Raw genomic sequence first — 13,749 nt, 5'->3', positions numbered from 1 at the left:
CATGAGCCAAGCGACTTCCAAGCCCGAAACGGGTCTCTTCCAAGCCACCATCTCACGATTCTCGGTGCGCGATGCTGGTACGCTTATTGGCCTCATTGTCATCATGGCGGTCTTCGCCATTCTTGTTCCGGGTTTCCTGTCAGAGCGCAACCTTCTGAACATTCTGCAGCAATCGAGTATCAATGCTTGCCTGGCACTGGGCATGACCCTGGTTATCATCTCCGGGGGCATCGACCTGTCCGTAGGTCCGACCGCTGCACTGTCTGCGGTTCTGACTGCGACACTTCTGGTGATTGGAATCCCTGCTCCCGTTGCCATTGCAGTAGGCTTGGCCATGGGTGCTGCGTGTGGCCTCTTCAATGGCTTCATGGTGGCCATCGTCGGACTCCAGCCTTTCATCGTCACCCTGGGCACGCTCAGCACCTTCCGCGCCTTGGCTCTCATCTACACGGGTGGTAACCCGGTTCTGGGCATTCCAGACGATTTCCGAGCGATCTTTAATGGCTCCATCTTCGGCGTTCCAACGCCGGTGGTCATAGTTGGACTGGTGGCATTCGTGGCCTGGGCCGTTCTCAAGAAGACTCCCTTTGGCGAATACCTGCTTGCCGTGGGCGGCAACGAGGAGGCGGCGCACATAGCCGGCGTTCCGATCGCGCGTACCAAGATCGCGGCCTATGCGATTTCGGGCACCTTGGCCGCTCTTGCAGCCATGATCCTGATCGGTCGACTTGGGGCGGCCGAGCCCATACTGGGTAACCTCTGGGAACTCGATGCAATCGCGGCAGCTGCGATTGGCGGTGCTTCTCTCATGGGCGGAAAGGGGAGTGTGGTCGGCACCATCCTTGGCGCCATCATCCTCGGCGCCATGCGCAATGGCTTGACCTTAATGAATGTGCAGTCCTTCTATCAGCTCTTGGCGACGGGCCTCATCATCCTGGCTGCTATGTTGATCGATCGAGCAACGCGAGGACGCGAATGAGTTTGGACGGACTGGACCTGAGAGCGATTGGCCCCAGGATCCGGATGCGCTTGCCGGAGTTGACACCATTGGAGTTGCGCGTGGTCGAAACGGTTTTTGGCCTACGGCAATTTTCGGAAAAAACTGCACTGAGTCAGATCGCCAGCGATGCGGGCGTGTCAGAGGCTCTGGTGGTCAAGATCGCAAAGAAGCTAGGATTCTCAGGTTTCCGCGACTTTCGCTCCGCCGTGGCCGAATACATCCGGTCGCCTACTGCAGAAATGCATGAAGAACTATCGGTCGATGACAGTTCCGAGGCGATCCTGCACAAGGTATTCCGTACATCGATCCAGGCCTTGGAAGAAACGCTGGCCATTATCGACATCGCCGCGTTCGATCGTGCCGCCGATATTATCAAAACAGCACGCAATCGCGACTTCTATGGTGTGGGTGGCTCAGCCCAAATTGCGCGCGACGTTTCTCACAAATTCCTGCGTATCGGGGTTCGAAGTACCGTTCAGGATGACGCACATATGATGCTGATGTCAGCGTCATTGCTCGGTCCGGAGGATGTCGCTGTAGGCTTCTCTCATTCCGGCCGCACCACTGCGGTCATCGATGCAGTCCAACTTGCGCGCCGCAATGGTGCACGAACCATTGTTCTGACCAATTACAATTCGTCACCACTTGCCGAACTTGCAGACATCGTCCTCTGCTCCACGGCCCAGGGCTCCCCGCTCATGGGTGAAAATGCGGCTGCCCGCATCGCTCAACTCAACATTCTTGATGCGCTCTTCGTCGCTGTAGCGCAGCGCGACTATAGTGCCGCCGAAACAAACCTTCAGCGCACCATGGCAGCCGTCACAACAAAGCGCAAAGAACGCTCCTGATGCCTCATTCCTCGTCAATCTTTGTCCTGGGCAGCCTGCACTATGACATTATCGTTCATGGCCCCGGCCGCCCACGTAAGGGCGAAACAGTGACGGGTCGCGCATGGGCGCCCAAGTGTGGCGGCAAGGGTGGTAACCAGGCAGTGTCCGCATCCCGCGCCGGCGCCCCCGTGAAGTTCATAGGTGCAATCGGTGACGATGACTTCGGAGCCGCGCTCGCCGCCAATCTCGTTGCCAACCAAATCGACACGAGTGCACTGAGGATTGTTCCGGACGAGAACTCTGGCATGAGCGTCGCCATCTTCGATGACGAGGGCGACTATGGCGCCGTCATCGTTTCGGGATCGAACCTCAGGATCGATCTGGATGCCTCCGCCTCGGTGGATTTCGCTCGGGACAGCTGGCTGGTTCTCCAGAGCGAAATTCCCGAGCACATCAACCTTGCTGGTGCATCAAAAATGCGGGTAGCGGGCGGCAAGGTCATTCTTAATGCCGCCCCCGCTCGCCCCGTCTCCCAAGCGCTCCTGGATCAAGTCGATATCCTAGTAGTAAATGCGATCGAGGCCGAGATGTTGGCTGGGGTTCCAGTGGTGGAATCTTTGGATGGAGCGTTGAATGCTGCAAAGAAGCTAGTTGAACGGTGTCGCTCGGTAGTTGTTACTGCTGGTGGCGATGGTTGTGCCTACGCCGACAATGATGGACACCAAATCAAAATGACGGCGAAGGACATTGTCGTTGCCAGCACACACGGCGCAGGGGACGAGTTCATAGGAGCTCTTGCCGCTGCCCTTTGGCAGGGCAGCGCAATAGACGTTGCACTCGCCCGCGCCACCGATGCAGCGGCAACTCTTGTGAGCACGCCGGAGCACTTGAGGTAGGAGTCGTCAGCTTCTTGAACTCCGTGTTCGTCATTGGACAGACCTTCAGCGTGGTAGCGCTATGACGCCAATGCCCGCGTGTCGACGGCCGCCTTGGACTTTGCAGGGCGTGGTTGGCCGTCACTTGTCCCCGAAGAACTGTAAGCCTCCGGCGGAGGCCGCCTTGCGATAGCGGTGCTTGGAACCGATGCTGCGCTCATAAGGACGCACATAAGAGCGCAGCATAGTGCATATGACGGTTATTTCGGGGCCCGAGCGACGGCGTCGCTGGAGCGCGGCGGAGCGAGAGGAGATCGTGCTGGCGTCGTTTGCGCCGGGCGCGGTTGTTGCCGAGGTGGCGCGGCAGTTCGATGTGTCGACCAGTTTGATCTACCAATGGCGCCGCAACGCTCAGCAGTCCGAGACGATGTTTGTGCCCGCCGTCGTGGCCGCGGACGAAGTTCCTGTGGCAGCGGCCGCGTCCGGGGATGGTCGTGCAGATAGTCCGGCGATCCGGCTCGAGCTGGCTGGGGGGAGGACGGTGAACATTGCGGCGACGGCGCCCGCTCGGTTGGTCCTGGCGGTGCTGCGGGCATTGCGATGATCCCGGTTCGCTCCGATGTTCGCGTCTGGCTGGCCAGCGGCCATACCGATATGCGCAAGGGGATGGGCGGTTTGGCGCTGCTGGTCCAGGAAGGGCTGGGGCGAGATCCGTTCGCCGGGGACGTTTTCGTATTTCGGGGGCGCAATGGGTCGCTGATCAAGGCCCTCTGGCACGACGGTGTGGGTCTGTCGCTGTACGCCAAGCGCCTTGAGCGGGGGCGCTTCATCTGGCCCTCCACGGTGGGTGGCGTCGTCCATTTGACGGGCGGCCAGATGAGTTATCTGCTCGAAGGGATCGACTGGCGCAACCCGCAGCAGAGCTGGCGTCCGACACGGGCGGGATAGGGTATATTTTCTTCGGCCATGGAGCATTTTCGGCTTCACGCCGGGGGGAGGCTATGATTCCATCATGGTCATGCAAGCCAGCGTTTCGCCCATGCCCGATGACGTAGAAGCCCTCAAGGCGGCGCTGGCGGCTGCGCGGATCGAAGTTGCGGAAGCCAAGGCCGAGGCAGCAATGGTCCGGGCTGAGCGGTCTGACGACCAGGCGCTAATCGCCCATCTCAAGCTGCAGATCGAGAAGCTCAAGCACCAGCTTTTCGGCAGCAAGTCCGAGAGCAGCCGCCGCCTGCTGGATCAACTCGAGCTCCAGCTTGAGGAGTTGGAGGCCACGGCCAGCCAGGACGAAGCGGTGGCCGAGATAGCGGCCCGCAAACTCGCCGATGCACCTGGCTTTAAACGCCGCCGGCCATCACGCCAGCCCTTCCCCGAGCATCTACCGCGTGAGCGCCGTGTCATTGCAGCGCCCTGCGCCTGCCCGGCCTGCGGCGGAACCCGGTTGAGTCGGATCGGTGAAGACGTCACCGAGACGCTTGAGGTGATCCCACGCCAGTGGAAGGTCATCCAGACAGTGCGCGAGAAGGTCGCCTGCCGGGACTGCGAGAAGATCAGCCAGCCCCCGGCGCCCTTCCATGTGGTGGCCCACGGCTGGGCTGGGCCCGGTTTGCTGGCGATGATGCTGTTCGAGAAGTACGGGCAGCATCAGCCGCTCAACCGGCAGGTCGAGCGCTATGGCCGCGAAGGCGTGCCGCTTAGCCTGTCGACCCTGGCCGACCAGGTGGGTGCAGCCGCGGCCGTGCTCGAGCCCTTGCACCATCGGCTTGCCGCCCATGTCATGGCCGCCGAACGGCTGCACGGGGACGATACCACCGTGCCGGTCTTGGCCCGGGGCAAGACGGCAACGGGCCGGATCTGGACCTATGTCCGGGATGATCGACCCTTTGGCGGCCCGGCGCCGCCGGCGGCACTGTTCTACTATTCGCCCAACCGCGCTGGTGAACATCCACGGCAGCATCTGGCCGACTGGTCCGGGATACTGCAGGCCGATGCCTATGGCGGCTACGCCCGGCTCTATGACGCTGGCCGCCATCCCGGGCCGATCACCGAGGCAGGATGCTGGAGCCATGCGCGCCGCGCCTTCTTCGTGCTGGCCGATATCGAAGCGAGCGCCCGCCGCAAGGCCGATGGCAAGAAGCCGGCGCCGATCTCACCACTGGCCCTCGATATCGTGCAGCGCATGGATCGCCTGTTTGAGGTCGAGCGGTCCATTAATGGCCAGTCATCACCTGAGCGGTTGACGATCAGGCGCGAGCTGAGCGCGCCATTGGTGGACGAACTCGAAGCCCTGATGCACAAGCACCGCCCCGGCTTGTCGCGGCACGACGATCTGGCCAAGGCCATGGACTACATGCTCAAGCGCTGGCCCGCATTTACCCAGTTCCTTCAGGATGGCAGGGTCTGTCTGACCAACAATGCCGCAGAGCGGGCTCTGAGAGGTATCGCACTTGGAAGGAAGTCCTGGCTATTCGCCGGCTCCGACCGTGGCGGGCAGCGGGCCGCGTTCATGTACAGCCTCATCGCCACCGCCAAGCTCAACGATGTTGACCCGCAGGCCTGGCTCGCCGATGTCCTTGCTCGTATCGCCGATCATCCCAGCCGCCAGCTGGACGACCTGCTGCCATGGAACTGGGTGGCCCAGCATCAGATCAGGAAGACCGCGTGAACAACGACCATATTGTCCGACTCCACATCCAGCTCGACGATGTGGAGCCCGCCATCTGGCGGCGCGTCGAGGTGCCCCTGACCAGCACTCTCAAGGCAGTGCACGATGTTATCCAGGCCACCATGCTGTTTGAGGACTACCATCTCTTCCAGTTCGAGGTCGGCGACCGCCGCTATGGCTATCCCGATCCCGACTGGGGCGACGATATGCGCGACGCGCGCTACATCCGTCTCGGCGCTATCCTGTCCCGCGGTGAGACCCGCTTCACCTACACCTACGATTTTGGCGACGACTGGCGCCATAGCGTTGTGGTCGAGGAGGTTGTCGCTGCAGACCCGATGGTCGACTACCCGCGCTTTGTCGACGGCGCCCGTCGCGCCCCACCAGAAGACGTTGGCGGTCTGCCGGGCTTCGAAGAGTTCCTCGAAGCCATTGCAGATCCCGAACATCGTGAGCACGACAGCGTCATGACCTGGTATGGACGTCCCTTCGATCCGACCGACATCGGACTGGACGTCATCACCGCGCGCCTCGCCAAACTCGCCCGCAGGCGCGCGGTGGGGAAGGCCGGGTTTGAGAAGTTCAGGAGACGCATCAACTAACCCGGTTCACACACAGAGTCCCATGACCACCCAACTGAACAAGGAAAGCTCCGTCAAAACCATCGACCGTGTTGCGGTCGAAATTGGGGAAGACGTCAACTGGCTTTTGGAAATCGCTATCGAGATGGAGCCTGGGGATGGCGTCATCTGGGTCTTCAGCCTGGACGACAAAGACGGCGTCATGGCCTTCACCCCTAACGGCATCGAGTGCTTGCACGACCTCATCCGCGAACACAGGCGACCCTGATTTCTGCGGCCTTCACCGGATGCTTACGAAGAACTTGGCGAGAAGGGAGGAGTTTCCGATTTCCGCCCGGCAACAAGGCGCCCTCGTTCTTGCCGTACGGTCCGCGATCTCGCTTTCCCGAAACCCGCCATTGCTTACGACGGGCACGACGACGGTTTGGGGTTGAGTGGTCGTCCGCTGCCGCTGAGGCTCCGCCTCCCATCATTAAGCTTGCAGCCTATCACCAAGGTTGCCGGGAATTGACGTCTCTTTGTGAACTGATATATCAATGCATATCAACAGGAGGAGTTCAACATGAAACATTTGAGTCTGCTTCGCACCAGCGTGGTGATAGCTGCGGGTCTGGTTGCGATGCCCGCAATCGCCCAGCAATGGCCGGAGCGGCCGATTACGCTGATCGCGCCCGCCGGTGCGGGCGGCGGCACCGACGCTACCGCGCGGCTTTTGGCGTTGGGCCTTGAGCAGCAGCTCGGTCAGCCCGTCAACGTGGTTAATCAGGGCCAGGGCGGCGGTGTCGTCGGCTTCACCTCGATCACCACCGCCGAGCCGGACGGCTACACACTCGGTGTGATCTACAACTTTGCCCATTACAGCCCGATGGGGCAGGGCGATTTCGATGCCGCGGATATGACGCCGATCGGCCAGTTCAACTTCGACCCGGCCGGCTTCCACGTCCGTGCCGATTCCGAATGGACGAACATCACTGAGGCGCTTGATGCCATCAAGGCCGATCCCGGCGCCTATGACATCGCCTGCGGTGGCGGTTGCGGTGGTTCCTGGCCGCTGGCCTTTGCCAGCCTGCTCGATGCCTATGACGTTGACCTGTCCCAGGTTCGGATGATTACCGGCCAGGGCGCTGCTGCGGCCCTCCAGGAAATGGTGGCCGGCGGCTTCGACGTGGTGCCGAGCTCTGTGCCCGAAGCCGGCTCGCTCATCGAGGCCGGCCTGGTGCGCGGCCTCGCCGTGTTTGGTTCGGAACGCCTCGCGGCCTTCCCTGACATTCCCACCCTCGAGGAAGAAACCGGAATGGTTCTCGAGCTCGGCGCATGGCGCGGCCTGGTCGGCCCGGCCGGATTGCCTGAGGACGTGACGGCCAAGCTCGTCGCGGCGCTTGAGGCTGTCTATAACGATCCGGAATTCCAGAGCGCCATGACCGATCGTGGTTTCGGCCTTCGCTGGCGCGATGCGGAAGACTTCGGCGCCTTTATGGCCGAGGAAGAAGTCAGCGTCCGCGAACTGGTTCGTGTTCTCGGTCTATAACGCAGCCTTTGCAAGCAACTGATACAGCTCCGCCCTTTGGGCGGGGCTGTCCGGAAAGTGCATTGAGGAGGAACGGCGATGCAGCTCAGTCAACTGGGCGTTGCGGGCGGCTTTGGGCTGCTCGGGGCGACCATCATCGTCAATACTGCCGGCCTGGCGCCAGTGGCCCACATTGAATTCGGTCCGGCCCTCTTTCCCACCATTGTCGGCTGGATCATGATTGCCCTTTCGGGCCTGGCCGCATTCGATGCCGTGCGCGGCCCCGCCGTCGAGACCCCTGCCGAGGGAGAGGAGCCCGCGGAACCGCTCAACTGGCACCGGCTTGTCCTTTTCGCCGGCTTTGCCGCCGCGCCGCTGATCTATGTCCTCCTTGCGCCCGTCCTCGGCTTCCTGCTGACCATGCCCGTTATCGTGGGCGGCCTGGCCTTCATCGCCTCCGGCAAACCAGTGCGTTCGCTGCTGCTCGGCGTCGGGCTGACGGTCCTGCTGCACATCGTTTTCTACCAGGTACTGCGCGTCACCCTGCCCTGGGGCGTGCTGACCAACTATGCGGGTATTCTCACATGGAAGTGATTGGTCAGGCATTTCTGGAACTGCTCTCGCCGCAGGTCCTGCTCATCATGCTCGGCGCCGGCGTCTATGGCCTGACAATGGGCGCTATCCCCGGTCTCAGCGCCTCCATGGCGGTGGCCCTGGTCATCCCGATCGCCTTCTTCCTCGATCCGGTTCCGGCGCTGGCCGGCGTTGTGACGCTGGCGGCTATGGCCATTTTCGCCGGCGACCTGCCGGGCGCCCTACTGCGCATCCCCGGCACGCCGGCCTCGGCGGCCTATGTCGATGATTCCTACCTTATGGTGCGTCGGGGACAGGGCGGGCTGGCCCTGGGTCTTTGCGTGATCTGCTCGGCCATCGGCGGCGTCGTCGGCGCACTAGTCCTTATGGGGGCGGCTCCGGCCATCGCTCGGATTGCGCTGCAATTCTCGAGCTATGAGAAATTCTGGCTCGCCTGCCTCGGCCTGACGGCTGCCGTCGCGGTGAGCGGCGGCAAATGGTACAAGGGCGGCATTAGCCTGATGCTCGGTCTGGCTATTGCGCAGGTGGGTCTGGATCCGGTTTCGGGGCAGATGCGCCTGACCTTCGGAAGTCGTGAACTCGTCGGCGGCCTGGCATTCATTCCGGTTTTGATCGGCATGTTCGCCATTCCCGAAGTGCTGCGTTATGCCCTGGCGCCGCGGGAGATCGCGCCGCCGCCGATCCAGGCGCTCGGCAACCTGCTTGCCGGTGTCGGCTCCACGCTGCGCCGCCTCAAGGGCGATCTGGTCCAGGGATCCGCCGTCGGTGTGGTGATCGGCGCCATTCCCGGCGCCGGGGCGGACATTGCCGCCTATATTTCCTATGCGATTTCCAAGCGCTTTTCCAAGGTCGGCGACCAGTATGGCAAGGGCGTTCCCGATGCGCTGGTTGCGCCGACGACCTCGAACAATGCCGCGGTCGGAGGTGCCATGATTCCGGCGACGGTCTTCGGCATTCCCGGCGATAGCCTCACCGCGATCATCATCGGCGTGTTCTTCCTCAAGGGGCTCAATCCCGGGCCGACGATCTTCATCGAGAACCCGCTGCTCATCAACACGGTGTTCATGGCGTTCCTCATCGCCAATATCCTGATGGTGCCGCTCGGCCTGTTTGCGACCAGCGTCTTCCAGCGCATGATCCGCGTTCCGCGTTACATGCTGATGCCTGCCGTGCTCGCCTTCTGCATCATCGGCGCCTTTGCGGTCGAGAATACCCACTTCGCCATTGTCACCATGCTGGTCCTCGGTCTCGTGGCCTTCGTGATGGAAAAGCATCAATATCCCTTGGCGCCGGCCATTCTGGGACTGGTCCTGGGGCCGATGCTCGAAGAGACTTTCCTCAATTCCCTCATTCGGGCGCGCGGGAATATCTTCGCCTTTGTCGAGCGCCCGCTTTCCATGGGGCTGGCGGCGCTGACGCTGGTGATCTGCGTTGCGCCCGTCGCCATGTTCGTCTGGCGCAAGGCTCGGGGTGCGCGGTCCGCATGAGTCCGGGCTATTTGACCGAAAGCCTGGCGGACGCCGCCTTCCAGGTGATCGAGGAACAAATTGTCACCTTGGAGCTGGCGCCGGGCAGCAAGGTCACAGAACGTGCGCTGTGCGACCGGACCGGTTTCGGACGCACCCCGGTTCGGGAAGCGCTGCTGCGGCTCTCACAGGGCTTCCTGATCGAAATCCTGCCGCGCAACGGCATTCTGATCGCGCCCATGGATTTCGAGGTGATCGTGATGACGCTCGAAGTGCGCCGTCACGTCGAGCGGCTGATCGTCGAACGCGCCGCGCGCTATTCGGACGATCGGGACAGGCGCAAGCTCGACGGCTTGCGGGCCGCCTTCCAGGACGCGACGGATCGCGGGGATGCGCTGGCCTTCATCCGCACTGACAATCTGCTGAACCAGACGCTCAATACGGCCGCGCGGCATCCGGTAGCGGCAAAGGTCGCTCAGCCGCTGCACAGCGTCAGCCGGCGAATGGGATTCGCGCTGGGGCGGGCCAATGGCGCCGGATTCAATGTGACGGGACCGACCCACCAGAAGCTCATCGAAGCGGTTGTAGCGGGCGACGTGCCCGCCAGCATCGCGGCGCTCGACGAATTGCTCGATGCCGTCGACGCGCTCAAGCAGATTTATGCAGCAATGGGAGAGCCGCGTGCCTTTTGATCCGGCATCCGTGCCCAGACGCATCGCCTTTTACGGCGCTGCATTCGCCGACCGGCTGGACCAGGTTCACGCTCTGCTCGGGGATGGCTTTGAGATTGTCCATGTGCCCGCCGATCTCGGCCAGGACGCGATGGCACAGGCCCTTGCCGACGCCTATGCTGTGGTTGCGGTCAACACTGTCAAAGGGCTGCCCCTGCCGCGGGGGCTTGGCCTGTTGCAAGTGCCCGGCATCGGCTGGGACGGTGTAAGGGTCGAGCATGTGCCCGAGTCGGCTAGCATTGCCAATGTGGCTGGCCATGAAATTGCCGTGGCCGAATATTGCCTGGCCCAGTTGCTTGATTGGTGCCACCGCCTGCGGGAGGCCGATGCCAAATTTCGCGCCGGGTCATGGGCGCGGTCGAGCCGGTTTGGCGCCGCGCCGCATCGTGAGCTGCGCGGGGCGACGGTGGGTATTGTCGGCTATGGTGGCATTGGGCGCGAGCTGGCGCGAATGCTCAATGCCCTTGGCGTGCGGGTGCTGGCGGCCAATCGGAGTGCTTCGGCATTCGATAGTCAGGTCGAAAAAGGCTTTGCGCTTGGCGACATCCCCACAATGTTCGAAAATTGCGATTTTGCCATCGTCGCGGCGGCGCTGACGCCGGAAACACAGGGCCTCATTGACAGGGAAGCGCTCAGTGCCCTCGGTCCCGACGGGGTGCTGGTCAATGTGGCGCGGGGTCCGGTGGTCGCCGAAGAGGCGCTTTATGCGGCGCTTGCCGAGCGGCGGCTGGGGGGCGCGGTGATCGACGTCTGGTATCGCTATCCCGAACGCCTCGGCGATCCCGATTCAGCGCCCTCGCGGTTCGACTTCGCCGCCCTGCCAAATGTGGTGATGACGCCGCATATATCGGGATGGACCAAAGGTACCGCGTCCCGGCGCGTTGCCATTGTCGCGGAAAACCTGCGTCGCGCCGCGGCCGGCGATCCTCTCCTCAACGTCGTCGCCAGAGGTACGCGCAAGGCGTGATCCAATAAGGCGCCCCATTGGGCAGCCGCATCAGGAGGTAAAAAGTGTCGTTGTTGCCTGGGGGTATTCATCCCATCATTTACGCCCTGTTCGATGCTGAAGGACGCCTCGACCGGCAGATGATGCGGCGCCAGATCGAGGTTTGCATTGCGCAGGGCGCGGTGGGGATTGCGACGCTTGGCCTGGCAACGGAGGTGCGCTTCCTCAGCGATGAGCAGCAGCGCCAGGTGGTGGAATGGAATGTCGAGGATGTTGCCGGTCGGGTGCCACTCGGCGTTACAATATTCGCCCGGACCCCGGACGAGCAGATCGAGCGCGTTCATCACGCCGCTGCGGCCGGCGCCGACTGGGTGATCTTGCAGCCACCCGCCAGCGCGACGAACGAGACGGAGCTGGTTGCGGCATTTGCACGGGTTCTCGGGGCCACTTCGATGCCGGCGGCCCTTCAGAATATGCCGCAGTTCATCGGCGTTGGGCTGGGCGTGGAGGCCACCACCGACCTGGCAACCCGCTATTCGCGCGTCATCGGGGTGAAGCAGGAGGTTTCGGCAACCGAAACCGCCGACCTCGTCACGAGACTCGATGGCCGGGCGCAGGTTCTGTCCGGGCGGGGCGGCATCGAGCTTGTCGACTGCATTAAAGCAGGCGTCGCGGGGAATATTCCGGCGCCTGAATATGCCGACCATCTGGTGTCCTTGTGGGGTCACATGCGCGCCGGCCGCGAAGAGGAAGCACGGGAGCTCTATCGGCGCATATTGCCGATGGCGACCTTCGTACTGCAATCGCTCGAGGCGTTGACGACATATGGCAAGCTTCTGTTCTGCCTGCGCCATGACATCCCCTTCCACCAGCGCGCCGGAGCCATGGCGCCCACCGCCTTCGGGCTGGAAGCGCTCAAGGGCCACGCGTGCGGATTGGGGATGGACACATCCGGCTGGGACGCACAACTGGCATCGATTCAGGGCATCATGCCGAAAGGGTCGCAGCAATGAAGATTACCGCGCTCCGCACTTTCCTTGTCGCGCCACGCTGGCTGTTCCTCAAGGTCGAAACCGACGAGGGCATATCGGGTTGGGGCGAGCCTGTGCTCGAGGGTCATGCCGAGACGCTGGCGGCCAAGATTTCCGAACTTGCCGATTTTGTCGTCGGCCTCGATACGCGCCGGATCGAGGATATCTGGCAGATGCTCTACCGCAATGGCTGCTATCGCGGCGGACCGGTGCTGATGAGCGCGATTTCCGGCCTCGACATGGCATTGTGGGACATCAAGGGTCGCGCGCTGGGCGTTCCGGTCCATGAATTGCTCGGCGGGCCGGTCCGCGACCGGGTCCGCACCTATTGCTGGATCGGGGGTGACCGGCCCCAAAACCTGATCGAGGGCGCCCTGGCGCTGCGCGACAAGGGATATGACGCCTGCAAGTTCAACATCTGCTCCGAGCTGCAGATTGTCGACAGCTACGCCAAGGTCGATGGCATCATCCGCAACCTCTTCGAGCTGCGCGAGGCCGTGGGCGCCAGCATGGATCTGGCCTTCGATTTCCATGGTCGCGTCCATGCCCCCATGGCGCGGGTGTTGCTGAAGGAGCTGGAGCCCCTGCGCCCAATGTTCGTCGAGGATGCGGTTGTTTCGGCCATGGTCGAAACCATGGCGGACCTGGCGCGCGCGACCTCGATCCCGCTCTGCATCGGGGAGCGCCTGCACAGCCGTTACGATTTCAAGCGCGTGTTCGAAACGCGCGCGGCGCAGGTGATTAACCCCGATACGGCCCATGTCGGTGGCATTTCGGAAATGGTGCGGATCGGCCATTGGGCGGGAGCCTATGACATCGCCCTCGCACCTCATTGCCCCCTGGGACCGATCGCACTGGCCGCGTCGCTGCAGGTTGACGCCATCTGCCACAATGCCTTCATCCAGGAGCAGAGCCTGGGAATTCACTACAATCAGCAGGGTGATCTGGGCGACTACACGCTGCCAGGTCGCGGCTTCAGCTTTGCCGATGGCATGTTGGAGATTCCCGCGGGTCCCGGCTTGGGGATCGAAGTGGATGAGGATGCCATCATTCGTGCCGCCCAGACCGGCCACCGCTGGCGTGCCCCGGTCTGGCGGCACAGGGACGGCTCTATCGCGGAATGGTAGCGACGTTCGAAACCTTCGGCATAGAAGCGGATAGCCAGCTTGGCCCGAGATTAAACAGCGGTTGCGCAGGTGTAGGGTGTTCGCCTTCGACCACTATCGCGTGAAAGGTGCGAGACGCAAACAGCGCCATTTTGTCCCGGGTGGCATTGACGCTGTCACATTGGCAGCTTACCGAGGGACATCACAAAGAGCCGACAGACCGCTCCCGGCCCCAAGTGAGCCATTTCCATGACAAAGCGCCATAGGACGGCTTCATCGGCGCACCTACGCGGAGCGCAACGATTGCCGTCCCCAAACCGCTAGTCGCGCGTCGCTTGAGGCTTACAATTAGCTAGATCGCCAAGCCCGGCCCAAGTGCCTAGGTCCTGTTGACAAAGTGGATTCCCAAATCGGCTT

The 13,749-nt window shown here is 62.5% G+C and carries 15 protein-coding genes; all 15 read left to right on the top strand.

All coding sequences use genetic code 11. From position 1 onward, the window contains the following. Window position 1: 1 nt before the first annotated feature. The 15 genes from A3840_RS11445 to dgoD all read left to right on the top strand — a co-directional run bounded on the left by A3840_RS11445 (window position 2) and on the right by dgoD (window position 13,353). On the top strand, window positions 2-979 hold the full coding sequence (locus tag A3840_RS11445) for an ABC transporter permease (protein ID WP_067456551.1): 978 nt from the start codon (window positions 2-4) through the stop codon (window positions 977-979). Next, window positions 976-1,848, top strand: a complete 873-nt coding sequence (locus A3840_RS11440) for a MurR/RpiR family transcriptional regulator (protein WP_067456538.1) — start codon at window positions 976-978, stop codon at window positions 1,846-1,848. The genes A3840_RS11445 and A3840_RS11440 overlap by 4 nt, the downstream gene beginning before the upstream one ends. Then, window positions 1,848-2,726, top strand: a complete 879-nt coding sequence (locus tag A3840_RS11435; protein ID WP_067456535.1) for a ribokinase — start codon at window positions 1,848-1,850, stop codon at window positions 2,724-2,726. Before A3840_RS11440 ends, A3840_RS11435 begins: the two co-directional genes overlap by 1 nt. Before the next feature lie 232 nt (window positions 2,727-2,958). Continuing rightward, complete coding sequence (gene tnpA, locus A3840_RS11430) at window positions 2,959-3,309, top strand: IS66-like element accessory protein TnpA (RefSeq protein WP_067456532.1); 351 nt, start codon at window positions 2,959-2,961, stop codon at window positions 3,307-3,309. Then, window positions 3,306-3,653, top strand: coding sequence for an IS66 family insertion sequence element accessory protein TnpB (tnpB, locus tag A3840_RS11425; protein WP_067456529.1), 348 nt, complete (start codon window positions 3,306-3,308; stop codon window positions 3,651-3,653). Before tnpA ends, tnpB begins: the two co-directional genes overlap by 4 nt. A 70-nt stretch (window positions 3,654-3,723) precedes the next feature. Next, the gene (tnpC, locus tag A3840_RS11420) at window positions 3,724-5,370 is read left to right on the top strand and encodes an IS66 family transposase (protein ID WP_067456590.1); all 1,647 of its coding nucleotides are present in this window, start codon (window positions 3,724-3,726) and stop codon (window positions 5,368-5,370) included. Beyond that, window positions 5,367-5,972 carry a plasmid pRiA4b ORF-3 family protein gene (locus A3840_RS11415; protein WP_245676602.1) on the top strand — a complete coding sequence of 202 codons (606 nt, stop codon included), beginning with the start codon at window positions 5,367-5,369 and terminating at the stop codon, window positions 5,970-5,972. Before tnpC ends, A3840_RS11415 begins: the two co-directional genes overlap by 4 nt. A 22-nt stretch (window positions 5,973-5,994) precedes the next feature. Then, the gene (locus A3840_RS11410) at window positions 5,995-6,219 is read left to right on the top strand and encodes a hypothetical protein (RefSeq protein WP_067456523.1); all 225 of its coding nucleotides are present in this window, start codon (window positions 5,995-5,997) and stop codon (window positions 6,217-6,219) included. Between the two features lie 294 nt (window positions 6,220-6,513). Continuing rightward, window positions 6,514-7,479: a Bug family tripartite tricarboxylate transporter substrate binding protein gene (locus A3840_RS11405; RefSeq protein ID WP_067456520.1), complete on the top strand. Its 966-nt coding sequence runs from the start codon at window positions 6,514-6,516 to the stop codon at window positions 7,477-7,479. A gap of 78 nt (window positions 7,480-7,557) precedes the next feature. Further along, window positions 7,558-8,052 (top strand): tripartite tricarboxylate transporter TctB family protein, encoded by a 495-nt coding sequence (locus tag A3840_RS11400; protein WP_067456517.1) that lies wholly within the window; start codon window positions 7,558-7,560, stop codon window positions 8,050-8,052. After that, window positions 8,043-9,539 carry a tripartite tricarboxylate transporter permease gene (locus tag A3840_RS11395; RefSeq protein ID WP_067456515.1) on the top strand — a complete coding sequence of 499 codons (1,497 nt, stop codon included), beginning with the start codon at window positions 8,043-8,045 and terminating at the stop codon, window positions 9,537-9,539. The genes A3840_RS11400 and A3840_RS11395 overlap by 10 nt, the downstream gene beginning before the upstream one ends. After that, complete coding sequence (locus tag A3840_RS11390) at window positions 9,536-10,210, top strand: GntR family transcriptional regulator (protein ID WP_067456512.1); 675 nt, start codon at window positions 9,536-9,538, stop codon at window positions 10,208-10,210. Before A3840_RS11395 ends, A3840_RS11390 begins: the two co-directional genes overlap by 4 nt. Beyond that, the gene (locus A3840_RS11385; protein ID WP_165603172.1) at window positions 10,200-11,216 is read left to right on the top strand and encodes an NAD(P)-dependent oxidoreductase; all 1,017 of its coding nucleotides are present in this window, start codon (window positions 10,200-10,202) and stop codon (window positions 11,214-11,216) included. The genes A3840_RS11390 and A3840_RS11385 overlap by 11 nt, the downstream gene beginning before the upstream one ends. A 44-nt stretch (window positions 11,217-11,260) precedes the next feature. After that, window positions 11,261-12,208, top strand: coding sequence for a dihydrodipicolinate synthase family protein (locus tag A3840_RS11380; RefSeq protein ID WP_082903836.1), 948 nt, complete (start codon window positions 11,261-11,263; stop codon window positions 12,206-12,208). Next, entirely contained in the window at window positions 12,205-13,353 is a 1,149-nt protein-coding gene (gene dgoD / locus A3840_RS11375; protein ID WP_067456502.1) for a galactonate dehydratase, read from the top strand. Before A3840_RS11380 ends, dgoD begins: the two co-directional genes overlap by 4 nt. The last annotated feature ends 396 nt before the right edge of the window (window positions 13,354-13,749 follow it).

It is taken from the genome of Devosia elaeis, assembly GCF_001650025.1.
In the GTDB taxonomy this organism is placed as follows: Bacteria; Pseudomonadota; Alphaproteobacteria; order Rhizobiales; family Devosiaceae; genus Devosia; species Devosia elaeis.
The sequence above is the reverse complement of the archived record's forward strand: the minus strand, read 5'-3'. Positions and strand labels throughout refer to the sequence as shown.

Excerpts from the sequence above, each read along its gene's own strand:
- A3840_RS11445 (WP_067456551.1), top strand. The coding sequence starts at position 2 with ATGAGCCAAGCGACTTCCAAGCCCGAAACGGGTCTCTTCCAAGCCACC.
- A3840_RS11440 (WP_067456538.1), top strand. The coding sequence starts at position 976 with ATGAGTTTGGACGGACTGGACCTGAGAGCGATTGGCCCCAGGATCCGG.
- A3840_RS11435 (WP_067456535.1), top strand. The coding sequence starts at position 1,848 with ATGCCTCATTCCTCGTCAATCTTTGTCCTGGGCAGCCTGCACTATGAC.
- tnpA (WP_067456532.1), top strand. The coding sequence starts at position 2,959 with ATGACGGTTATTTCGGGGCCCGAGCGACGGCGTCGCTGGAGCGCGGCG.
- tnpB (WP_067456529.1), top strand. The coding sequence starts at position 3,306 with ATGATCCCGGTTCGCTCCGATGTTCGCGTCTGGCTGGCCAGCGGCCAT.
- tnpC (WP_067456590.1), top strand. The coding sequence starts at position 3,724 with ATGCAAGCCAGCGTTTCGCCCATGCCCGATGACGTAGAAGCCCTCAAG.
- A3840_RS11410 (WP_067456523.1), top strand. The coding sequence starts at position 5,995 with ATGACCACCCAACTGAACAAGGAAAGCTCCGTCAAAACCATCGACCGT.
- A3840_RS11405 (WP_067456520.1), top strand. The coding sequence starts at position 6,514 with ATGAAACATTTGAGTCTGCTTCGCACCAGCGTGGTGATAGCTGCGGGT.
- A3840_RS11400 (WP_067456517.1), top strand. The coding sequence starts at position 7,558 with ATGCAGCTCAGTCAACTGGGCGTTGCGGGCGGCTTTGGGCTGCTCGGG.
- A3840_RS11395 (WP_067456515.1), top strand. The coding sequence starts at position 8,043 with ATGGAAGTGATTGGTCAGGCATTTCTGGAACTGCTCTCGCCGCAGGTC.
- A3840_RS11390 (WP_067456512.1), top strand. The coding sequence starts at position 9,536 with ATGAGTCCGGGCTATTTGACCGAAAGCCTGGCGGACGCCGCCTTCCAG.
- dgoD (WP_067456502.1), top strand. The coding sequence starts at position 12,205 with ATGAAGATTACCGCGCTCCGCACTTTCCTTGTCGCGCCACGCTGGCTG.